Origin of the sequence: Roseovarius lutimaris (genome assembly GCF_900115165.1) — a bacterium.
Lineage (GTDB): Bacteria > Pseudomonadota > Alphaproteobacteria > Rhodobacterales > Rhodobacteraceae > Roseovarius > Roseovarius lutimaris.
The window spans coordinates 59,408-80,556 of record NZ_FOVP01000007.1 but is presented as its reverse complement, the minus strand read 5'-3'; the positions used below and the strand labels follow the sequence as shown (position 1 = coordinate 80,556).

Here is a 21,149-nt window from a genome sequence, read left to right as displayed (position 1 = left end):
CTGCCCCCCTAGTTCCGGGTTACAGCCACCGGCCCTGGATCATCTGTCTGTAGACCTGCCGCAACCAGTTGTCGCCCGCCGCTTCCAGCGTCAGACCGCGACCGGTCAGCAGTTTATAGCTCTCCTCGTACCATTCGGTCGCGCGGAAGTTATGGCCCAGAATGGCGCCGGCGGTGCGTGCCTCATCAATCAGGCCAAGCGAAAGATAGGCCTCGACCAGACGATGCAGCGCCTCGGCGGTATGGGTGGTGGTCTGGAAATCCTCGACCACAACCCGGAACCGGTTGACCGCCGCCGAGAAATGATCGCGGCGCAGGTAATAGCGGCCGATTTCCATCTCTTTCGCGGCCAGATGATCAAAGGCGAGATCGAATTTCAGAATCGCCGAAGACGCATATTCGCTATCGGGATAGCGTTCGATCACGGCGCGCAGCGCTTGCAACGCCTGAAAAGTGAGCCCCTGATCGCGCCCGACCTCGTCAATCTGGTCGTAATAGCTTAGCGCCAGAAGATATTGCGCATAGGCGGCGTCTTCATCGGTCGGATAGAAATCAATAAACCGCTGCGCGGCGGCGCGGCTGCTTTCATAGTCCTTATCCTGATGATGGGAATAGGCCTGCATGATCACCGACCGTTTGGCCAGCTCGGAATAGGGGTAAAGCCGCTCGACCTCGGCAAAGCTCTGGGCCGCGAGATCGGGATCGCGCTGCGCCAGATCATACTCACCACGCTCAAAAATCTGTTGCGCGGTGTAATTTTCGTAATTGACTGTGCCACGCTTAACGCTCTCTTTGTTTGAGCAACCGGCGGCTGCGACTACCACAAGAAGGGCACCGACCAGCTTGGCCCGAGACTTGCCGACATTCATGCGCGATCTCACCTTAAATTACGATAATCGGGGCAGCCCCCACGTGTTGCCTTGGTCCTAGCACAGAAATTTCCGGTGCAAAACGCCTTTGGCACATTTCTGCGCCATGATCTCAGGCAACCTGCGGAATTTCCCCCCAATGCACCCCTGCCCCCGGCAAAAGCGCGGTGGTCTGCGCGTTGCATTCAATCAGATCGTAATTCTCCCGCTCCGCGAAAACAGCCCGCAACAACTCATTGGTCAGGGCGTGACCGGCGCGAAGCCCCTGATAATGGCCAAGGATCGGGCGCCCGGCCAGGCCAAGATCCCCAAGCGCATCCAGCATTTTATGGCGCACGGCCTCATCGGCATGACGCAGCCCGCCGGGGCTGAGCACCTTGTCGCCATCCACCACCACGGCGTTTTCAAGCGTTCCGCCAAGCGCAAGCCCGTTGGCGCGCATCTGATCCACATCACGCTTGCGGCAAAACGTCCGGCAGTTGGACAATTCACGCACGAAACTGCCGTTTGACATGGTCAGGGTCTTTTTCTGAACGCCAATCGCGGCATCTTCAAATTCGATGCCAAATTCGATCTGAAGGCTGTCATGCGGCGTCAGACAAGCCCAGGCGGCGCCGCGATTCACCTCGACGGTGCGCAAGATGCGCAGGGCGGTGACCGGCTCGGCCATCCGGTGCAGGCCATTGGCCAAAATCCTACAGACGAACGGCGCCGCACTGCCGTCGAGAATCGGAACTTCGGGACCATCCACATCAACCAGGGCGTTGTGGATGCCACAGCCGACAAGCGCCGCCATCACATGCTCGACCGTCATGATCGACAGGCCGGTGGCGCTGACCAGACGGGTGCAAAGCGGCGAGTGTTCAACCAGATGCCAGAGCGCAGGAATTTCGTTTGGGGCATCAAGGATATCGACACGGCGAAACGTGATGCCCGCCCCCGCAGATGCCGGACGAATCGTCAATTGCGCGGGCCGTCCCGAGTGCAAGCCGACACCCTGAAAGCTTACCGGATATGTGATCGTGCTCTGCAAAACAGTCTCTGCCCCCTGATGGCATAGATACGGTCACCCCTATCTTACCCCAATTAAGAGGATAGGCGTTTTTGCTCAACACACTCTTTGTAACTGATTGAAACATGCCGACCGGGACCATGAGCGATTTTTTGCCCAGACATGTTCCTTGGCGTCAACGCACCACCTCAAACAGAAAAAGACCACCCTCAGCGGGCGGCCCTTTCCGGTCAGATTTTCATCAAGGATCAGTTGGCTTGACGCCGCAGGAACGCCGGGATTTCGATCTGTTCGTCTTCGTCCTGCGCGCGGGCCGGGGCCTGTTGCGGTTGCGCCGATTGCATCGGCGGCTGCTGACGGACAGGGCGCGCGGCTTGTTGCGGCTGACGCTCGGCTTCGGGGGCGTTGTGACCCGTCATCCGGTTGATCAGCGAGTTGATGCCAAATCGCGGGCGCTCTTCTGCGGCGGGCTGTTGCTGCGGTGCGGTGGGTTGCGGGCGACGTTGCTGCGGCTGGGTCGGCGCTTTACTGACGGCGGCTTGCAGACGCTGCATGGCCTCTTGCGACGGCGTACCGGCAGCGGGGGCGCGCGGGGCGACAAAGCTGTCGAGATCGTCTTCCTCGGCATAGGCCGTAGGGGCGAACTCTTCGACACGCGGGGTATAGGCGGGCGGCGGCAGGTCGTCTGCGGCGCTCTCCTCTTCAAAGATATCCTCCATCTGGTCCTCGGCGGCGGCGCGCTGCGCATCCAGTTCGCGGAACAGCGGCGGTTCGGATTCAGTCGAGGTGGCGGCAACCTGTGCCGGAGCCTCTTCAGCCTCTTCGGCAACCGGTGCGGTCACTTCGGGTGCTGCGGGCTGGCGCAGGGGCTGGGCCAGCGAGCGGCGTGGCACCGGCATATCCTCGGCCTTTTCGGTGGCGTCGATCCCGGTGGCGACAACACTGACGCGCATCGCGCCTTCCATCGACGGATCAAGGGTGGAGCCGACGATGATATTGGCATCGGCATCAACTTCTTCACGAATGCGGTTGGCGGCTTCGTCAAGTTCAAACAGCGTCAGGTCATGACCGCCGGTGATGTTGATCAGAACACCCTTGGCGCCACGCAGGCTGATTTCATCCAGAAGCGGGTTGGCAATGGCCTTTTCGGCGGCCTGAATGGCGCGATCTTCGCCGCTGTCCTCGCCGGTGCCCATCATCGCCTTGCCCATCTCGTCCATGACGGCGCGCACATCGGCGAAATCAAGGTTGATGAGGCCCGGACGCACCATCAGATCGGTCACCCCCTTGACGCCCTGATAAAGCACGTCGTCGGCCATGCTGAAGGCCTCGGTAAAGGTGGTTTTCTCATTGGCAAGACGGAACAGGTTCTGGTTGGGAATGATGATCAGCGTGTCGACCATCTTTTGCAGGGCCTCAACGCCTTCTTCAGCCTGACGCATGCGCTTGGCGCCCTCGAACTGGAACGGCTTGGTGACAACGCCGACCGTCAGTACGCCAAGTTCGCGTGCCGCCTGTGCGATGATCGGGGCCGCGCCGGTGCCGGTGCCACCGCCCATGCCAGCGGTGATAAAGCACATATGTGCGCCCGCCAAATGATCAACGATCTGTTCGATGCTCTCTTCCGCCGCTGCGGCACCGACAGTGGCCCGCGCGCCGGCGCCCAACCCTTCGGTGACTTTCACACCAAGTTGGATGCGGCTTTCCGAATTGCTCTGGCTCAGGGCCTGTGCATCGGTATTTGCCACCACGAAATCAACCCCGTCGAGTTGCTTTTCGATCATGTTGTTGACCGCGTTGCCACCGGCCCCACCAACACCGAAAACGGTGATCCGGGGCTTCAGGTCGTCATGTCCGGGCATAGTGAGGTTCAATGTCATTGCTCTGTCCGCCTGCTGTTGCGCCCGCATTCGCGAGCCGTTTTTCCGCCTATTCAGTATTATTCTTACCGGGCGTTAACCCAAAGGTCACCTAAAAAACACAAAATAGACACCAAATATGGTCATTTTCTCACTTCGTTCGCGATATTTCGCCGATAACGCCACATATTGCGGTTACCAGTTGTCCTTGAACCACTTGACCGCCCGCCTGAGCGAGCGCGCCGGATAGCGGTCAACCGGAATTTCAAAGTCCCACCACTCGTCCTGTGGATTCGCCGCGAACAGGCACATGCCTACGGCGCTGGCAAATCCTGCGCCGGTGGCGGCCTGCGGCAACCCATGCACCCGGAGCGGGCGACCAAGGCGGACCTGCTGGCCCAAAATTTTGCTGGCAAGCCCGTCAAGCCCCGGTATCTGACTGCCGCCGCCGGTCAGCACGATCTGCTGGCTGGGCAGGTGATCGAACCCCGCCGCATCAAGGCGCGCGCGCACCTCTTCAAGGATTTCCTCGACCCGTGGGCGCATGATCCCGATCAGCTCGGCGCGGCTTACAGTGCGCCGGTCGTGATCCCAATCGCCGGTATCGCCGCCGATTTCGATCATCTCGCGGTCATCCATGCCGGTGGCCACAACCCCGCCGTAAAACGTCTTGATCCGTTCGGCAGTGGCAGCAGGCACCGACAGGCCCATCGAAATGTCGCTGGTGACGTGATCGCCGCCCATCCGCACGCTATCGGAATAGATCATGTGTTTCTTGATGAAGATCGACACGCCCGCAGATCCGCCACCAAGGTCTATACAGGCCGCGCCCAACTCCTGTTCATCCTCGACAAGCGAGGCGATACCGGACACATAGGCAGAGCTGGCCACACCGGCCAGTTCCAGGTCACAGCGCTTGACGCAATGCGCCAGGTTCTGGATCGCGGCGGCATCGACGGTAAGCATATGCATGTCGGTCGAGAGCACCTGCCCCATCTGTCCGCGCGGATCAATCAGACCCGAGCGGTGATCAAGCGCAAAATTGACCGGCTGAGCATGCAAAACCTCACGGCCCTCGCCATATTCGGGCACATCACAGGCGCTGAGCACGCGGCTGATATCCTGTTCGCTGACGGTATGGCCCTCAAGCTCGACCTGACCGGCCAGCCCGTAAGAGCGCGGCGCGGCGCCCGAGAAACAGGCGATCACGTGATCGACCCGGATATTGGCCATTTTCTGTGCCGCCTGCACGGCGGTGCGAATGGCGCGCTCGGTTTCCTGCATCGCGTCGATCTCGCCAAAGCGCACCCCGCGCGAGCGTGTGGTCGCCGCGCCGATCACCCGAAACCCGGCCTGCCCGGCCATAGCGCCAACGCCCTCGCTCTCGTTCAGCCGCTCGGTGCCATCAAACCGCAACACCAGACAGGCAATCTTGGAAGTGCCCACATCCAGCACCGCCACCACACCGCGTTGCATCGCCGCCTTGCGCATGTGGCGCATCGCCCGCTGGGATTCATAGAGCTCGATCATCGGTTCAGTCCGCCCCTAAAGTCATATTTGTGATCCGCCACCATTCTTCCATGGCGGTTTCATTCAGCCGGATGGTCGGGCGCGCAGCGATCCGCATATCGACCGCCACCAGATCCCGTTCCAGCATGTCCTGTGCCGCGTTCAGCACCATCACCCGCTCCAGCGCGCGCACCGCCCCGGTTTCGGGCAGCATGATCCGCTGGCCGCTGCTCAGCACCAGATCCCACCGCCGCTCGCCCATGCGCACAAGGCCGCGAATGTTCTGTGGTAAGGGCTGGGCCGCCTGCAAAATCTGCATGGCTTCGGCCACATAGTCATCCGCGCCCTCCCCGGCCACCACCGGCAGGCTGGCGCGATCCTGACGCGCTTCGACCGTGCCGATCACCTCGCCCTCAATGTCAATCACGTTGATGCCGTCGCGGGTTCGCCACAGGGCGACCGGCTGGCGCTCGGTGATCTCGGCCACAAGCACTCCGCCCTGACGAATGCGCACGGCGGCCTCGGCCACGGCGGGCAGGTCTTCGATCATCACCCGGATTTCATCAAGGCTCAGGTCGAACGAGCTTGCCGGAAGGTCGAACGGGAAAATCTCGCGGATGTCTTCCTGAACACCAAGGCTTGCGCCCTCGACGGCCAGCAGGTTGACCATGAATTCGGGCCGGGTTTCGATCTGGCGACGCAGATCCGTGACCGCCAGCATGATATCCTCGCGCCGGTCCTGATCAGCGAAATAGCCCGCCGTCAGCCCCGCTATCACCAGCACCGGAAGCCCGACACGCAACAGCCGCCGATAAAGCGGCGTCAGCATCAGCCGCTGAAAGCGATAGGACCAACGCGACGGCGCCGGATCAATGCGCGGGATCACCTGTTGCATGACGCGTCCTCAACCATCCAGCGGCACAGCTCAGGAAAGGAAACGCCGACAGCCTGCGCCTGTTCGGGGCTAAGCGATGTCGGCGTCATGCCGGGTTGCGTGTTGGTTTCCAGCAGGATCAGCCCGTCAAGCCCGCGTGCCTCGTCCCAGCGAAAATCGGTGCGGCTCAGACCGCGACAGCCAAGAACCTGATGCGCGCGCAGGGCATACTCCATGCAGGCATCGAAAATCTCTTGCGGGATATCCGCGGGCACCACGTGGCGCGAGCCGCCCGGTTTGTATTTGGCGTCATAATCATACCAACCATCGGTCAGGATATCGGTCACCGTCAGCGCGCGCGCCCCCATCACCGTGGTGGTCAATTCGCGCCCAGGCGCGAAGGCCTCGACCATCACCAGATCGGGCATGTCATCGGCAAGCTGTGGCGGGGCATTGGCCGCATCATGCACAAGGTAGACCCCGACAGACGAGCCCTCATTATAAGGCTTGACCACATAGGGCGGCGCCATCACATGCGCCGCACTTACACCGGTCTTTTGCGCCAGAACGCTATCGACCACCGGCAGACCAGCAGCGCGATAGGCCGCCTTGGTCTTTTCCTTGTCCATGGCAAGCGCCGAGGCCAGAACGCCGGAATGCGTATAGGGCATGCGCACCCATTCCAGCAGCCCCTGCACACAGCCATCTTCGCCCCAGCGGCCATGCAGGGCGTTGAACACCACGTCGGGTGCGATATCATCTAAACGCGTGACAAGATCGTGGCCGGCGTCAACCTCTGCCACGTCATAGCCTGCTTCCCTCAATGCGGCGGCGCATTCGCGTCCTGACGACAGGGACACCTCGCGCTCTGCCGAGGGGCCACCCAATATCACCGCCACTTTCGGGGTTGTTCTGCTCGAACGAACCACCTTGTGCCTCAATGTCCCGGATCTGATTTCGACCCGTGTTATTTGTTATCTGCCTGAATGGCTTACGCCGGGGCCGTTTCGCCGACCCTCATGATTTCCCAGTGTAACTCTATTCCACTGTTTTGGAAAACCCTTTTTCGCACTTCTTCGCCCAATCCTTCAAGATCGGCGGCGGTGGCCCCGCCCGCGTTGATCAGAAAGTTGGGGTGCTTCTCGCTCATCTGTGCGCCGCCACGGCGCGCGCCGCGCATTCCGGCCTCGTCGATCACCTTCCAGGCCTTGAGGTCATGCACGTCATCGGCGCGCCCGGTCGAGCTAAAGCCCGCCGGATTGCGGAATGTGCTGCCGGCGCTGCGGTCCTTTGTGGGCTGGGTCTCGTCGCGTTTTTTCAACTGCGCGGCCATCCGCGCATGAAGCTCTTCGGGGTCGCCCTTGGGGGCCTCAAAGGTGACGTGGGTTATCACCCACCCTACGGGCAGATCGCTCTGACGGTATTGAAAGTTGAGGTCTTGCGCCGTGAGCGTCACAACCTTGCCGTCGCGCGTCACCGCCTCGGCGCTAACGAAATGATCCGCCGTATAGTGGCCATAACAGCCCGCGTTCATCCGCACCGCGCCGCCAATCGCACCGGGGATGGTGCGCAGGAACGTCAGGTCAAGCCCGGCATCGGCAGCCTTACGCGCCACATGCGCATCAAGCGCCGCCGCCCCGGCGGTGACGCGCGTGCCCTCGATCTCGATCCCGTTAAAGCCGCGCCCAAGCCGGACCACCACCGCGCGCAGGCCGCCATCGCGCACGATAAGGTTGCTGCCCACGCCCATCGGGAAAACCGCCACGCTTGCGTCAAGCTTCCCGAGGAACGCCGCCAGATCATCGACATCGGCGGGCTGAAACAGCCAATCCGCAGGCCCGCCCACGCGCAGCCATGTCAGATCGGATAGCGGTCGATTGGGGGTCAACACCCCCCTTGGTGTGGGCAAATCACTCATACCCGCGCTTTTGCCCCGGCTTTGCCGAGAGGTAAAGCCCCCCAAGACGCATGGCGCGCATCACCAGGCCGGAGGGCGGTCTGGTGATGCGCGGCGGCCTGCGGCCTTGGGTCCGCGCGGGGGGCTTATCCTCAACAGCCGCAAAAGGCAGGGATACGCCCCAACCCCCGTAGGGTGGGTGAAACCCACGCGCCCCTCCAATCCAAACCCGTAGGGTGCGCATTCATCGCGCACCTTACAGGACAAGCTAAAGAACCGTCTTCAAACCTGTTTTGTGATCGTCTCTTTAGCCACCTTAATAATCTGGCCCGCCCGGTCTGGTGCGAAAACCAGAGACCCCACGGCAACTCCGGCCATCGCTGGCAAGCCAAAGGTTGTCGCCAAAGACGCGCTGCCAAGTATCAGCCCACCTTGCACAACCCCAGCCCCTGTTGACCAAACCCCATTGGCCACATCATCCACCTTCTCCCGGCACAATCCCCGAAAACGGTCAAAATAGAGCCTCAACAGCCCTTCCATTTCCTCTGCATCGGCTGTCGTTGCAGGATTTTCGTTCGGCAAAAGCGCCTGCATGCGCTCGACGGCTTCATAAAGCGTCAAAAACACGGATATCTGGCGCTTGCCCTCTAGCTGCTCAAGTTCACTCTCGTAATTCTTGTGCTGTAGTCTTTCCAGCTCCAGCAGGATCAGCCCCAGAATAGCGTCGAACGTCGGGGGTAAATCGCGTTTCGCGCGATCCATCACTTGCCGCACCTCGTGGATACGGACCTTAGTCGCGTCTGGCTGATCCGCCAGCATTTCGTTCAAGGATTTATCTGGGTCGGGAATAGATTTATACTTTCCCCAAATCCCGTTGATCACCGGGTTCACCACTTCTGGCCCCTGATCCCAGTCCTTCGGGTCAATCAGCGCGATCTTTTCGAGCATTTCCCATGTGCGCGCCGCGTTGCCGAGCATCGGGCGGCCGTCGAGCAGGGCTTGATACCACTCGATCCAGAACTGCCAGTCATGTGGACTATCTCCGCCTTCAACAAAGCCATTTATTTTTTCCCACAGCCCATCAAACGGCCCGACCCCTTGCTGCCAAAGCGGCGTGAACACCAAAATTTCCTCATCTTTCATCTGTGAAGCATCCGCTCGGAACGATTGCCAGATGGCGAACGCGGGCGTGGAGGGGTCGGAAACGGAGTAACTGTGATTGTTAGAGCCAGCCGCAGCAGTGGAAGCGGAGTTAATGGAGGCAGCGAAAGCGTTGAAGGCGGTGTTTACGGGTTCGTCGGAGAAGGCCGTAGAGGCGGCGAAAGCCGCAGAAAAAGCGGCATGAGCTGCGGCTGCGTGAGTGGCGGCACCGGAGGCAAGGGAAGCGGAGGTGCGAGCGGTTGCGGCGGCGTTGGAGGCGACGCGCTTTATATCCTCGTTTGGCATTTTGGCGGCAACATAGGATATAAGAGTACAGCGTAAAACTGTAAGCGCGGTCCACTCACGTCCCCGCGCCCAGTCCTCGCTCAGCACCGCGTGCCACCAGATCGGCAACACCCAAGCAGCAGCGCGGGGCGCAATGCAGACCGCCACCTCATGCGACTGGCCGTTCAACCACGCCTCAAGACGACCAAGGCTGTCTATATCTGCAATTTCAACCATCCCGCGCACCCTGCCCCGGCGCTGCGGGTCTGTCCAGATGCGGCGAGGTTAAAGTCAGGTGTCGGCGTCGGGTTTGCGGCCCAGTCGGCGCAGCCAGCGGCCAAGGTAGATCACCGGCCAACGCAGCACCGACATGCCCGCCGCCAGCACCAGCAAGCCCACCCATGGACCGTTCTGCCAGGTGACGAACCCAAGGATCGGCACCCCCACCGCAATCAACCCATAGGCCCGCCGCCAGAGGTTGTCGCGGCTCGGCAGCATCGCCAGAACATTGGCCGCAAAGGCCCAGAGACAGGCAAGCAACAGCGACAGGGTCATTTCGGGGCCTCCGGTTTCTGGCCGCGCAGCTTGGCAATGCCATGGCGAAGCGGACGGCGAAACATCGACACAAGCGCAAGCACTCCGCCAAATGCGACAAGCCAGCCGTGTTGATATCCGATAAAGCCGATCACCGGCGGCGCGAGGATCAACAGGGTCAGGCCGGGGCCGTATTGCAGCCGCATCGGCAAAAGCGCCACGATGGTTCCGGCAAGCACCCAGAGGCTGGCGATCAAAAGCGACTGGCTCATGTCAGCTTGCCCACCAGCGAGGCCACAAAGCAGCCAAGGCTCAGGATGATCCCGGCCCATGGCACCCAAGGCGCAACCGCGAAGGGCGAGGCCGGCTGGCGGCGTTTGAGGGTGTCCGCCATGCCGTTTATCCCTTCAGGCGCTCCGGCAGGTTGTTGGCCCATGTGCTGATCGTGCCGGCCCCGAGACAGACCACCATATCGCCGGGTCGGGCCTCGGCGCGCACAAGGCGCAAAAGATCATCTTCATCGTTCACGGCATGGGCATGACGGTGGCCATGACGGATAAGGCCGGCCACAAGATCATCGCGACTTGCGCCTTCGATCGGCTCTTCGCCGGCAGCATAGACCTCGGCGATGCCGACGACGTCGGCCTCGTTGAAACAGGCGCAAAAGTCGTCAAACAGCGTATGCAGGCGGGTATAACGATGCGGCTGATGCACGGCGATGATACGGCCCTCGGTGGCCTGGCGCGCGGCCCTGAGCACGGCGGTGATCTCGGTCGGGTGGTGGCCGTAATCATCGATGATGGTCACGCCGCCCACTTCGCCGACACGGGTAAAGCGGCGGTTGACCCCGCCAAAGGCGGCAAGGGCGGTGCGGATTTCATCGCCCTTCATGCCAAGGTGACGCGCCACGCCAACCGCGCTGAGCGCGTTGCTGACATTGTGATCGCCCGGCATCGGCAGGGTGCAGCCGTCGATCCGCTTGCCCTCGGCCTGAAGCAGGATATCGAAATGCGCCACACCCGCCTTATAGCTAAGATTGACCGCGCGCACATCGGCCTGGGCGTTAAAGCCATAGGTCACGACGCGCCGGTCGGTGAGCTTGCCCACCAGCGTCTGAACATCTGCATCGTCGGTGCAACAGACCGCCACCCCGTAAAACGGAATATTGCTGACAAAATCGTAAAAGCCTTTGTGAAGCGCCTCTTCGGTCCCCCAATGCTCCATATGTTCGGGGTCGATATTGGTGACGATGGCGATTGTGGCCGGCAGGCGATTGAAGGTCCCGTCGCTTTCATCGGCCTCGACCACCATCCATTCGCCCTCGCCCACACGGGCATTGCTTCCATAGGCGTGGATGATACCGCCGTTGATCACGGTGGGGTCAAAATGACCATGGTCCAGCAAGGCCGCCACCATCGTGGTGGTCGTGGTCTTGCCATGGGTGCCGGCAACCGCGACGTTGGATTTAAGGCGCATAAGCTCGGCCAGCATTTCGGCCCGGCGCACCACCGGCAAGCCCCTGCGGCGCGCTTCGTCAAGTTCGGGATTGCCCGGTTTGATTGCGGATGAAATCACCACCACCGCAGCGGCCGAGAGGTTTTCGGCGCGCTGCCCCTCAAAGATGGTCGCGCCATTGGCCGCAAGCCGGTCAGTGATTTTCGAGCGTTTCAGGTCGCTGCCCTGCACCCTGTACCCATGGTTCAGCAAGACCTCGGCGATGCCCGACATGCCAATGCCGCCGATGCCGACGAAATGGATCGGGCCGACATCGCCCGGAAGCTTGGTTGCAGCATTCATTCGGTGGCCCCTTTACGCGCAAGTTCCTCGACCAGATCCGCAAGTTGCTGCGGCGCATCAGGCTGCGCACAGCCAAGCGCCGCCTGCGCCATCATCAAGGCGCCTTGCGGATTGCTCAGTACGGCGGCTATCTGCTCTGAAAGCGTGGCAACCTCAAGCCGTTTTTCGGGGATCAGGATCGCGGCCCCCGCTGCGGTAAGCCCACGGGCATTGGCCTGTTGATGATCGCCGGTTGCCGCCGCATAGGGGATCAGGATCGCAGGGCGGCCAATCACACTTATGTCGGCGACGCTACTGGCGCCTGCGCGACTGATCACAAGCTGGGCCTCGGACATACGGCGCGGAACGTCGCGAAAGAACGGCTGCACATCGGCATCAATGCCCTGATCGGCGTAATATTGCGCCACGCGGTCACCGTCTTCGTCGCGGGCCTGATGGCTGACGCGGACATTGCGCAGGATTTCCCGGGGCAACTCGGCAATCGCAGGGGGCACCACATCCGACAGGATGCGCGCGCCCTGGCTTCCGCCGATCACCAGAATGGACATCGGATAATCGCCCGGCGTGATATAGCCCGCCCCCGCGCGTTCAAGCACCGCTGCGCGCACCGGATTGCCCACATGCACCCCCTCAACCCCCTCGGGCAGATCGGTGGGCCATGTGCCACAGGCCATCACATCGACACGCTTGGCAAATATCCGGTTGACCCGGCCCAACACGCCATTTTGTTCATGCACCATACGCGGGCGCCGCAATATCCACGCCGCCGCCAGCGCCGGAATGCTGGGATAGCCACCAAAGCCGACCACGACGTCAGGCCTGTCGCGCATCATGCGCGTGCTGGCCCCGATCACCCCACCCAGAATATGCAGCGGCGCCAAGAGTTTGTTGACAAGACCGCCACGGGCAAAGGTGGCGCTTGCCACCTGCTCGATCTCGACCGAATGCGGAAAGCCACCGGTATAGCGCGCGCCGCGCGGATCGGTCGAGAGCTTGACCCGCCAGCCCCGGCGCAGCATCACCTCGGCAAGCGCCTGAGCGGGAAACATATGCCCGCCCGTGCCGCCCGCCGCGATGATCAATAGCGGCTTGCGCTCGCTCATCTGCGCCCCCTGAGAATGTCACCGATCTGGCCCTGTGGCCGGGTCCGGGTAAAGGCAAGAAGCATGCCCACGGCAATGCCCCCCGCCACCACCGACGAACCGCCATAGCTCACGAACGGAAGGGTCATGCCCTTGGCCGGCAAAAGTCGCACCGCGACGCCCATGTTGATCATCGCCTGGGCGCCGAACATCGCCACAAGGCCGGTGCCCGCAAGACGGATGAACGGATCACGCTCGCGCATCAGCCGCAGGAACGAGCGCACCGCGATGCCCGCGTATAGCGCAATGATGCAAAGCACGAGCACAAGCCCGTATTCCTCGGCCGCGACGGCAATGATGAAATCGGTATGCGCATCGGGCAGCGACCATTTCACCTGGCCCTCGCCCACACCAACGCCGAAAAACCCGCCCTCGCGGATCGCGTTGGTGGCAAAGCCAAGCTGGGTCGTCGGATCGACTTCGGGCGACAGAAACCCGTCAATCCGGCGCGCGAAATGCTCTGAATTGGAATAGGCGATCGAGCCGAACAAAACCACGCCACCGGCCATGATCAGCAAAAGGGCGATCGGCGCCCCGGCGACGAAATACATCACCCCCCAGCCAAACAGCACCAGCGCCGCCTGTCCGAAATCGGGCTGCATCGCCAGAAACCCGAGGATCACCATCGCCAGAAGGAACGACCAGCTTAGCCCCGGCGGCCCGTTGATCTGTTGGCTGGCCGCCATCATCCAGGCGGCCACCACCACAAAGGCGGGTTTTAGAAACTCCGAGGGTTGGACGCTTGCAAAACCAAGGCTGTACCAGCGTATGGCGCCCTTGCCAAAATCGGTGCCAAAGACCGGCAACAGGACAAGCGCGGCAAAGGCGGCGAGAAACCCAAGCACCGCAAGGCGGCGCACAAGCTCGGGCCGCATCATCGAGGTCAGCACCATCACCACAAGCGCAAGACCGCCAAACACCGCCTGCCTCTGAACATAGTGAAAGGCGTCAAAGCCGTTTTTCTCCGCCAGCGGCGGCGAGGCCGCGAGGCCCAGAAGAACACCGATGCCAAACAGGATCAGCACGCAGGAAAACGACCACTTGTCGATCGTGCGCCACCATTTCGGAATCACGGGCTCTGCGTCCCGCAGGGGCACTGCCCCATAGACCATCTCTGTCATAAGCCTGCCGCCTCTGATATCTTGCGCCCCTTTGCGGGGTCTGGCCCTGACTCTAACGCGATTTTCGCATTATTGCCAGCGTAAACCCCTTGCCAATCGGCGGCATTTCGCGTCTTGGCTCGGGCATGACAAAGGCGGTTGAAACCCTGATCCTTGGCGCCGGTGCGGCCGGCATGATGTGCGCGGCCCATGCGGGGGGCGACACTCTGGTGATCGACCACGCCCGCGCACCGGGCGAAAAGATCCGGATTTCCGGCGGCGGGCGCTGCAACTTCACCAATCTTTACGCCGCGCCCGAGAATTTTCTGTCGCGAAACCCGCATTTCTGCAAATCCGCCCTGCACCGTTATACGCAATGGGATTTCATCGACCTTATCGGTCGGCACGGCATCGCCTGGCACGAGAAAACGCTGGGGCAGCTGTTTTGCGATGACAAGGCAACCCAGATCGTGACGATGCTGGTTGACGAGATGACGCGCGCGGGGGCAACGCTGGCGCTTGGCACCTCGCTGGTGGACCTGACCCATGATGGCGCCCGGTTTCACGCCACGCTAGACCGCGAGGGCACCCGCGAGAGCGTGACCGCGCGCAATCTGGTGGTGGCCACGGGCGGCAAATCCATCCCCGGGATGGGCGCCACCGGCCTTGCCTATGACATCGCCCGCCAGTTCGGCCATGCCCTGACCGAAACCCGCCCCGCGCTTGTGCCACTCACCTTTTCCGATGCCCCCTTTGCCCCACTTTCCGGCCTCGCCCTGCCCGCCCGCGTCGGCCACGGCACAACCCGGTTTGACGAGGCGGTGCTGTTCACCCACCGCGGCCTCTCGGGCCCCGCGATCCTGCAAATCTCATCCTACTGGCACGAGGGCGAGGCAATCACCCTTGACCTTGATCCGACCGACACCCTCTTTGACGCCCTGCGCGCTCAACGCCAGACCCAGGGACGGCGCAACCTCACCACCGAACTCGCGCGCCACCTTCCCGCCAGGCTGGTCGATCACCTGACGCCGCAACTTGGCCTCTCGGGCAACCTCGCCGATCAATCCGATGCCCGCCTGAGCGAAATCGTGACTGCCCTGCGTCACTGGTCGCTCAAACCCACCGGCTCCGAGGGCTACCGCACTGCCGAAGTGACGCTTGGCGGGGTCGATACCGATGGGGTATCGTCGAAAACCATGATGTCAAACCACCTGCCGGGGCTTTATTTCATTGGCGAAGCGGTCGACGTCACCGGCTGGCTTGGCGGCTACAACTTCCAATGGGCCTGGTCCTCGGGCTGGGCGGCGGGCACCGCGATTACCCAATCGCGCGGCTGATCTTCTTCTTGGCAAAAATACTCACTCCGACCCAAGCGAGGCGCGCATGTCAGAGCGCGACGAGCGTGCCACTCAAAGCCGCCGCTGGACTTGCTCAATAAAATCCTCGCCTCGCTTCTCGAAATTATCATATTGATCGAAACTCGCCGCGGCCGGCGCCAAAAGCACCACATCGCCGGGTTCGGCCTCGGCCATGGCGCTTTCAACCGCGCGCGCCATTTCGGTGCAGATCTCGGTCTCCACCCCCTCAAGCTCCAGCGCGAATTGCGCCGCCTCGCGCCCGATCACATAGGCCCTGCGCACGTGGTGCAAACCGGGGGCAAGCGCGGCCAGCCCGCCCTCTTTCTCAAGCCCGCCACAGATCCAGCGGATATTCTCAAACGCCTGCAAGGCCTTTAGCGCGCTGTCGACATTGGTGGCCTTGCTGTCATTGACGAAGATCACCCCATCTTTCTCGGCAATCCTCTGACTGCGATGCGGCAGGCCGGCAAAGCTGGCAAATCCCTGCTCGACGATCCTCGGCGCAAGCCCAAGCGTGCGGCAGGCCGCATAGGCGGCACAGGCGTTTTGATGATTGTGTACCCCCGGCAAACCGGGCACTGCGCGCAGGTCAATCGAGCCCACCTGCTTGCCCTTGCGGTATTCGCTCAGAAAGCCCTTGCGCGCGCCCACGCTCCAGCCGGGTCCGGACAGCTTGCGCGCGACCGAGACCCGGATCACCCGGTCATCCGTCGATCCCTCGCTCAACTGCCCGGCAAGGTAACGCCCCTCCGGTTCGTCCACGCCGATGATGGCGCGGTCCGGCCCGCCTTCGGCAAACAACCGTCGCTTGGCCGCGAAATAGCCGCCAAGCCCGGCGTGGCGATCAAGGTGATCGGCAGAGAAATTGGTAAACACCGCCACATCCGGCGTCAGCGCACGGGCAAGATCGGTCTGATAGCTCGACAGCTCAAGCACCACGATTCCGCCGTCACCCGGTGGATCAAGATCAAGCACCCCGCGCCCGATATTGCCGGCAAGCTGCGCCGATTTTCCCGCCTCCAGCAACAGATGATGGATCAGCGCCGATGTGGTCGATTTGCCGTTGCTGCCGGTTACCGCGATCACCCGCGGGGCGATATCGAAATTGTCCCATTCCGGCAGGGCCAGAGACCGAAAGAACAGACCGATATCGTTATCGACAGGCACACCGGCCTCTTGCGCGGCGGCGACCACCTTGTTGGGGCTAGGATAAAGATGCGGAATGCCGGGGCTGACGATCAGGGTGGCAATCGTCTCGAAGGCGCGCGGATGTGCCAGGTCGGCAACCGCAAATCCTTCGGTCTCGGCCCTCGCGCGGGCCTCGGGGTTGTCGTCCCAGCAGACCGGCACCGCGCCCCCCGCGCGCAGGGCGCGCGCCGCCGACAGGCCCGACCGCCCAAGCCCAAGCACACCGACCCGCGCGCCGTCAAATCCTCTGACTGGTATCATGCTGCCCGCCCCTCATTCAGACCGGCCCAATCGCTAGCGCAGTTGTCCGCTCTTGACCAGAGCCCTCGCACCACGCGCGCCCCTCGCGAGACCGTCTGTCAGGACGGGCGAGCCGCGCCTCAGAGCGTGTCGCGTTCATTCGATTTCACGCGACACGCTCTAACTTATTGATTTCGCATGTGCGGGAAGCTCAAAACCGGTTCCCACTTTTGAGCGACACGCTCTAGCGCAGCTTCAGCGTCGCCAGACCGATCATCGCCAGAACAAGCGCGATGATCCAGAAGCGGATCACGATCTGCGGCTCGGCCCAACCCTTCTTTTCATAGTGGTGATGGATCGGCGCCATCAGGAACACCCGCTTGCCGGTGCGTTTGAAATAAAGCACCTGAATGATCACGCTCAGCGCCTCGGCCACGAAAAGCCCGCCGACGATGCCAAGCACCAGCTCGTGCTTGGTGGCCACCGCAATCGCGCCCAGGGCGCCGCCAAGCGCAAGCGATCCGGTATCGCCCATGAACACCGCCGCAGGTGGCGCATTATACCACAAGAACCCAAGTCCGCCGCCGACAAGCCCGGCGACAAAGACCAGGATTTCGCCGGTGCCCGGCACGTAATGCAGCCCCAGATAATCGGTAAAATCGACCCGGCCAACCGCATAGGCGATGATGCCAAGCGCGCTAGAGGCGATCATCACCGGCATGATCGCCAGCCCGTCAAGCCCATCGGTGAGATTGACCGCATTGGCCGCGCCCACGATCACGAACATCGCGAAGGGGATAAAGAAGACCCCCATATTCAACAGCACATCCTTGAACACCGGCAGCGCCAGCTGATATTGCAGATCGCCGGGATGATGATAGCTCGCCCAAAGGGCGGCGATGCAGGCGATCAGAAAGCCAAGCCCAAGGCGCAGCTTGCCCGACACGCCCGACACATTCTGCTTGCTGACCTTGGCATAATCATCGGCAAAACCAATCAATCCAAAGGCCAGCGTCACGAACAGCACAAGCCAGACATAAGGATTGTCAAGCCGCGCCCAGAACAGGGTGGAGGTCACCAGCGCGCCTACGATCAGCAAGCCCCCCATGGTCGGTGTGCCCGACTTGGCGAAATGGCTTTCGGGGCCGTCGCTGCGGATGGGTTGGCCCTTGCCCTGGCGGCGGCGCAGCACGTTGATCAGCGGCAGACCGAAGAGAAACCCAAAGATCAGCGCGGTCATAAAAGCCCCGCCCGCGCGAAACGTAATATAGCGGAACAGGTTGAAGAAATCCCCGCCATCCGACCAGATGGTCAACCAATAAAGCATTTACCTGTTTCCTTTCAAAGGGGCACGCCCCGCGCGGCGCAGCGCCTCGACCACAAGGCTGACCCGGCTCCCCTTGGAGCCCTTGATCAGCACGACATCGCCTGCATCTATCACGCGATGCGCCTGATCTGCCAGTTCTTGTGCGGTTTCACGCCATTTGCCACGACGGATCTCGGGCAAGGCCTCCCAGAGGGCGCGCATGCGCGGGCCGACACAGTGGATTTCGTCAATCCTGCTCATCTCCGGCAGCGCGGCCAGGGCGGCATGCAGGGCCATTTCATCGGCGCCAAGCTCAAGCATATCACCCAGAATCGCGATCCGGCGCCCCTTTGACACCCGCCCAACCCCGTCGCGCGGCGTGGCGGCGGCCAGCACCTCAAGTGCTGCCGCCATCGAGGTGGGGTTGGCGTTGAACGCGTCGTCAATCATATCAAGCGTCAGATCCTCGTCCGCCGGATCAAGCGCCAGCGTCTCGCGGGTGCCGCGCCCGGCGGGCGGGCTCCAGCGGCCAAGGTCATGCGGGGCCATATCGCCGTCGCCGCCAAGCGCCGCAACGACCAGCAGAACGCCAAGCCCGTTCATGGCAAAATGCCGCCCGGCGCTGTTGATCTTGAACAGGGTCGCAACCCCGTTCACCTCGGCCTGTACCACGGTGATGTCGTCCGACAGGGTCGCCTGTACCAATCTGGCGGCCTCGCCTGCCTTGCCGAAGGTCAGGATCTGCGCGCCCCTGGTGCGGGCGGCGTCAAGCAGGATCGGCGTGGTGTCGAGATCGGCATTGATCACCGCCACGCCGCCGGGTTCCAGCCCGTCAAAAATCGTGGCCTTTTCACGGGCGATGCCCGCGATATTCTCGAAGGCCTCAAGATGGGCGGCGGCGACGGTGGTGATCATCGCCACATGCGGGCGCGCCATGCGCGCCAGCGGGGCAATCTCGCCGGGGTGGCTCATGCCGATCTCGATCACCGCGAACTCGGTCTCGACCGGCATCCGCGCCAGCGTCAGCGGCACGCCCCAATGGTTGTTGTAACTGGCCTCGGCGGCATGGGTGCGGCCCTGCGCCGCCAGGACATCGCGCAGCATTTCCTTGGTCGAGGTCTTGCCGACCGAGCCGGTCACCGCCACCACCCGCGCGCCGGTGCGCGCCCGCCCGGCGCGGCCCAGATCCTCCAGCCCGGTCAGGACATCCTCGACAATCAACAGCGGCGCATCGGCGTCAAGCCCCTCGGGCACATGGCTGACCAAGGCGGCGGCGGCGCCACTGGCTAGCGCCTGGGCGACAAACTCATGGCCATCGCGCACGGCCTTGAGCGCCACGAACAAATCACCTTTTTGCAGGCTGCGCGTGTCAATCGAGACGCCGCTCGCCTGCCAGTCGCCGATGGCACGCCCGCCGGTGGCCGCTGCGGCCTCGGCTGCACTCCAGAGCGTCATGCGAGGCCCCCGTCAAGCGCCGCGACCGCCACGCTGGCCTGTTCGGCGTCGTCGAACGGCAGTACGTCATCGCCCACGGTCTGGCCGGTTTCATGGCCCTTGCCACAGATCAAAAGCGCATCGCCCGGCCCGAGAGCATCGACCCCGCGCAGGATCGCAAGCGCGCGGTCGCCCACGTCTTGTGCGCCGGGGCAGCCCTGCATCACCGCCGCGCGGATCGTGGCCGGGTCTTCAGAGCGCGGATTGTCATCACTCACGATCACCTCATCGGCGTTCTCGGCGGCGGCGCGGCCCATGAGGGGCCGCTTGGCGCTGTCGCGATCCCCGCCGGCACCGACAATTGCAATCAGACGGCCCATCACATGCGGGCGCAGCGCCTTGATCGCGGTCGCCACCGCATCGGGGGTATGGGCGTAATCCACGAACACCGCCGCGCCATTTTCGCGGGTCGCGGCAAGCTGCATCCGGCCGCGCACGGTTTTCATGCCCGGCAATGTCTCGAACACCCGCTCGGCATCGGCACCTGCCCCAATGGCAAGCCCCGCCGCCAACAGCACGTTTTCCGCCTGAAACCCGCCGATCAGATCAAGCCTGATCTGATGCACTTGACCTTCCCAGTCGAACCGCAGCACCTGCCCGGTGGCATCAAAGCGTTGCGCCACAAGCCGGAGATCGGCACCGTCGCGGCGACCCACGGTGATGATATCCTGACCGCGGTCGGCGGCAATCTCGGCCATGTCAACGCCGCGCGGGTCGTCGATATTGATCACCGCCACCCCGTCTTCGGGCAGGACGCGGGCAAAAAGCCCGGCCTTGGCATTGAAATAGTCCTCAAAGCTGGCGTGATAGTCGAGATGATCCTGGGTAAAGTTGGTAAACCCCGCCGCCGCGAGGCGCACCCCGTCAAGGCGGCATTGCGCAAGGCCGTGACTTGAGGCCTCCATCGCGGCGTGGGTGATACCTTCGCTCTCGCACTCGGCCAAAAGCCGGTGCAGGGTGATCGGTTCCGGCGTGGTATGGGTCATCGGCGCACTATGGGCGCCCTCGACGCCGGTGGTGCCAAGGTTGACCGCGTCAAAGCCAAGCGCCTCCCAGATCTGGCGGGTAAAGGTGGCGACCGAGGTCTTGCCGTTGGTGCCGGTCACCGCGATCATGGTTTCGGGCTGGGCGCCAAACCAGAGCGCGGCGGCATAGGCCAGCGTCTGGCGCGGGTCTTGGGCAATGATCAGCGCCGCATCGCTTGCGCCAAGAACATCGGCGGCAATCCGTGCGCCCGTCGCATCGGTCAGGATCGCCCCCGCCCCCATGCGCAGGGCATATTGGATGAACTCGCCACCATGCACCCGCGTACCCGGCAAGGCCGCGAACAACGTGCCCGGCCTGACCGTGCGGCTATCGACGCTTAGCCCGGTAATCTGTGCCTGCCGCCCGCCCTGCGCGGTCAGGCCAAGCTCTGCCAATGATCGTATCTGCCCCACCGCGCTGCCCTGTTCTGGCTAGGAGCGTGCCGCGTTCATTCGCAGTCACGCGCCTTTCTCCAACCTAATGATGTCGCATGTTCAAGGAGCTCAAAACCGGTTCCCAC

General features: G+C 62.6%; 19 protein-coding genes. 1 reads left to right on the top strand and 18 read right to left on the bottom strand.

Annotated features, from left to right (window positions below; translation table 11 throughout):
• Nucleotides 1–19: 19 nt before the first annotated feature.
• The 14 genes from BMZ91_RS07685 to ftsW form a co-directional block, all read right to left on the bottom strand.
• The gene (locus tag BMZ91_RS07685) at nt 20–868 is read right to left on the bottom strand and encodes an outer membrane protein assembly factor BamD (RefSeq protein WP_092836585.1); all 849 of its coding nucleotides are present in this window, start codon (nt 866–868) and stop codon (nt 20–22) included.
• Between the two features lie 112 nt (nt 869–980).
• The gene (lpxC, locus tag BMZ91_RS07680; protein ID WP_092836582.1) at nt 981–1,901 is read right to left on the bottom strand and encodes a UDP-3-O-acyl-N-acetylglucosamine deacetylase; all 921 of its coding nucleotides are present in this window, start codon (nt 1,899–1,901) and stop codon (nt 981–983) included.
• Nucleotides 1,902–2,128: 227 nt separating this feature from the next.
• Nucleotides 2,129–3,760 (bottom strand): cell division protein FtsZ, encoded by a 1,632-nt coding sequence (gene ftsZ, locus BMZ91_RS07675; RefSeq protein WP_092836579.1) that lies wholly within the window; start codon nt 3,758–3,760, stop codon nt 2,129–2,131.
• A gap of 174 nt (nt 3,761–3,934) precedes the next feature.
• A complete protein-coding gene (gene ftsA / locus BMZ91_RS07670; RefSeq protein WP_092836576.1) occupies nt 3,935–5,269 on the bottom strand; it encodes a cell division protein FtsA in 1,335 nt (444 codons plus the stop codon).
• Nucleotides 5,270–5,273: 4 nt separating this feature from the next.
• Entirely contained in the window at nt 5,274–6,143 is an 870-nt protein-coding gene (locus BMZ91_RS07665; RefSeq protein ID WP_092836573.1) for a cell division protein FtsQ/DivIB, read from the bottom strand.
• Nucleotides 6,131–7,051 (bottom strand): D-alanine--D-alanine ligase, encoded by a 921-nt coding sequence (locus BMZ91_RS07660; RefSeq protein ID WP_177193815.1) that lies wholly within the window; start codon nt 7,049–7,051, stop codon nt 6,131–6,133. The genes BMZ91_RS07665 and BMZ91_RS07660 overlap by 13 nt, the downstream gene beginning before the upstream one ends.
• Nucleotides 7,052–7,113: 62 nt before the next feature.
• Complete coding sequence (gene murB / locus BMZ91_RS07655) at nt 7,114–8,040, bottom strand: UDP-N-acetylmuramate dehydrogenase (RefSeq protein WP_092836567.1); 927 nt, start codon at nt 8,038–8,040, stop codon at nt 7,114–7,116.
• 261 nt (nt 8,041–8,301) lie between these two features.
• Nucleotides 8,302–9,681, bottom strand: a complete 1,380-nt coding sequence (locus BMZ91_RS07650; RefSeq protein WP_092836564.1) for a hypothetical protein — start codon at nt 9,679–9,681, stop codon at nt 8,302–8,304.
• Between the two features lie 54 nt (nt 9,682–9,735).
• Nucleotides 9,736–9,999: a DUF2484 family protein gene (locus BMZ91_RS07645; protein ID WP_092836561.1), complete on the bottom strand. Its 264-nt coding sequence runs from the start codon at nt 9,997–9,999 to the stop codon at nt 9,736–9,738.
• Nucleotides 9,996–10,250: a DUF2484 family protein gene (locus BMZ91_RS07640; protein ID WP_092836558.1), complete on the bottom strand. Its 255-nt coding sequence runs from the start codon at nt 10,248–10,250 to the stop codon at nt 9,996–9,998. The genes BMZ91_RS07645 and BMZ91_RS07640 overlap by 4 nt, the downstream gene beginning before the upstream one ends.
• The gene (locus tag BMZ91_RS21945) at nt 10,247–10,372 is read right to left on the bottom strand and encodes a hypothetical protein (protein ID WP_281243337.1); all 126 of its coding nucleotides are present in this window, start codon (nt 10,370–10,372) and stop codon (nt 10,247–10,249) included. Before BMZ91_RS21945 ends, BMZ91_RS07640 begins: the two co-directional genes overlap by 4 nt.
• A 5-nt stretch (nt 10,373–10,377) precedes the next feature.
• Nucleotides 10,378–11,775, bottom strand: a complete 1,398-nt coding sequence (gene murC / locus BMZ91_RS07635; RefSeq protein WP_092836555.1) for a UDP-N-acetylmuramate--L-alanine ligase — start codon at nt 11,773–11,775, stop codon at nt 10,378–10,380.
• Nucleotides 11,772–12,878: a UDP-N-acetylglucosamine--N-acetylmuramyl-(pentapeptide) pyrophosphoryl-undecaprenol N-acetylglucosamine transferase gene (locus BMZ91_RS07630; RefSeq protein ID WP_092836552.1), complete on the bottom strand. Its 1,107-nt coding sequence runs from the start codon at nt 12,876–12,878 to the stop codon at nt 11,772–11,774. The genes murC and BMZ91_RS07630 overlap by 4 nt, the downstream gene beginning before the upstream one ends.
• The gene (ftsW, locus tag BMZ91_RS07625) at nt 12,875–14,038 is read right to left on the bottom strand and encodes a putative lipid II flippase FtsW (protein WP_092836549.1); all 1,164 of its coding nucleotides are present in this window, start codon (nt 14,036–14,038) and stop codon (nt 12,875–12,877) included. The genes BMZ91_RS07630 and ftsW overlap by 4 nt, the downstream gene beginning before the upstream one ends.
• A 125-nt stretch (nt 14,039–14,163) precedes the next feature.
• Here ftsW and BMZ91_RS07620 point away from each other — a divergent pair, with 125 nt between their 5' ends.
• Nucleotides 14,164–15,354, top strand: a complete 1,191-nt coding sequence (locus tag BMZ91_RS07620) for a BaiN/RdsA family NAD(P)/FAD-dependent oxidoreductase (protein ID WP_092836870.1) — start codon at nt 14,164–14,166, stop codon at nt 15,352–15,354.
• Between the two features lie 72 nt (nt 15,355–15,426).
• Here the strand turns inward: BMZ91_RS07620 and murD are convergent, their stop codons facing one another.
• From murD to BMZ91_RS07600, 4 genes are all read right to left on the bottom strand, one after another.
• The gene (gene murD, locus BMZ91_RS07615; protein ID WP_092836546.1) at nt 15,427–16,824 is read right to left on the bottom strand and encodes a UDP-N-acetylmuramoyl-L-alanine--D-glutamate ligase; all 1,398 of its coding nucleotides are present in this window, start codon (nt 16,822–16,824) and stop codon (nt 15,427–15,429) included.
• 223 nt (nt 16,825–17,047) lie between these two features.
• Nucleotides 17,048–18,130: a phospho-N-acetylmuramoyl-pentapeptide-transferase gene (gene mraY / locus BMZ91_RS07610; RefSeq protein WP_092836543.1), complete on the bottom strand. Its 1,083-nt coding sequence runs from the start codon at nt 18,128–18,130 to the stop codon at nt 17,048–17,050.
• Nucleotides 18,131–19,564, bottom strand: coding sequence for a UDP-N-acetylmuramoyl-tripeptide--D-alanyl-D-alanine ligase (locus BMZ91_RS07605; RefSeq protein ID WP_092836540.1), 1,434 nt, complete (start codon nt 19,562–19,564; stop codon nt 18,131–18,133).
• Nucleotides 19,561–21,042: a UDP-N-acetylmuramoyl-L-alanyl-D-glutamate--2,6-diaminopimelate ligase gene (locus BMZ91_RS07600; RefSeq protein WP_092836537.1), complete on the bottom strand. Its 1,482-nt coding sequence runs from the start codon at nt 21,040–21,042 to the stop codon at nt 19,561–19,563. The genes BMZ91_RS07605 and BMZ91_RS07600 overlap by 4 nt, the downstream gene beginning before the upstream one ends.
• Nucleotides 21,043–21,149 lie beyond the last annotated feature (107 nt).

Excerpts from the sequence above, each read along its gene's own strand:
- BMZ91_RS07685 (WP_092836585.1), bottom strand. The coding sequence starts at position 868 with ATGAATGTCGGCAAGTCTCGGGCCAAGCTGGTCGGTGCCCTTCTTGTG.
- ftsZ (WP_092836579.1), bottom strand. The coding sequence starts at position 3,760 with ATGACATTGAACCTCACTATGCCCGGACATGACGACCTGAAGCCCCGG.
- ftsA (WP_092836576.1), bottom strand. The coding sequence starts at position 5,269 with ATGATCGAGCTCTATGAATCCCAGCGGGCGATGCGCCACATGCGCAAG.
- BMZ91_RS07665 (WP_092836573.1), bottom strand. The coding sequence starts at position 6,143 with ATGCAACAGGTGATCCCGCGCATTGATCCGGCGCCGTCGCGTTGGTCC.
- murB (WP_092836567.1), bottom strand. The coding sequence starts at position 8,040 with ATGAGTGATTTGCCCACACCAAGGGGGGTGTTGACCCCCAATCGACCG.
- BMZ91_RS07650 (WP_092836564.1), bottom strand. The coding sequence starts at position 9,681 with ATGGTTGAAATTGCAGATATAGACAGCCTTGGTCGTCTTGAGGCGTGG.
- BMZ91_RS07645 (WP_092836561.1), bottom strand. The coding sequence starts at position 9,999 with ATGACCCTGTCGCTGTTGCTTGCCTGTCTCTGGGCCTTTGCGGCCAAT.
- BMZ91_RS07640 (WP_092836558.1), bottom strand. The coding sequence starts at position 10,250 with ATGAGCCAGTCGCTTTTGATCGCCAGCCTCTGGGTGCTTGCCGGAACC.
- BMZ91_RS21945 (WP_281243337.1), bottom strand. The coding sequence starts at position 10,372 with ATGGCGGACACCCTCAAACGCCGCCAGCCGGCCTCGCCCTTCGCGGTT.
- murC (WP_092836555.1), bottom strand. The coding sequence starts at position 11,775 with ATGAATGCTGCAACCAAGCTTCCGGGCGATGTCGGCCCGATCCATTTC.
- BMZ91_RS07630 (WP_092836552.1), bottom strand. The coding sequence starts at position 12,878 with ATGAGCGAGCGCAAGCCGCTATTGATCATCGCGGCGGGCGGCACGGGC.
- ftsW (WP_092836549.1), bottom strand. The coding sequence starts at position 14,038 with ATGACAGAGATGGTCTATGGGGCAGTGCCCCTGCGGGACGCAGAGCCC.
- BMZ91_RS07620 (WP_092836870.1), top strand. The coding sequence starts at position 14,164 with ATGACAAAGGCGGTTGAAACCCTGATCCTTGGCGCCGGTGCGGCCGGC.
- murD (WP_092836546.1), bottom strand. The coding sequence starts at position 16,824 with ATGATACCAGTCAGAGGATTTGACGGCGCGCGGGTCGGTGTGCTTGGG.
- mraY (WP_092836543.1), bottom strand. The coding sequence starts at position 18,130 with ATGCTTTATTGGTTGACCATCTGGTCGGATGGCGGGGATTTCTTCAAC.
- BMZ91_RS07605 (WP_092836540.1), bottom strand. The coding sequence starts at position 19,564 with ATGACGCTCTGGAGTGCAGCCGAGGCCGCAGCGGCCACCGGCGGGCGT.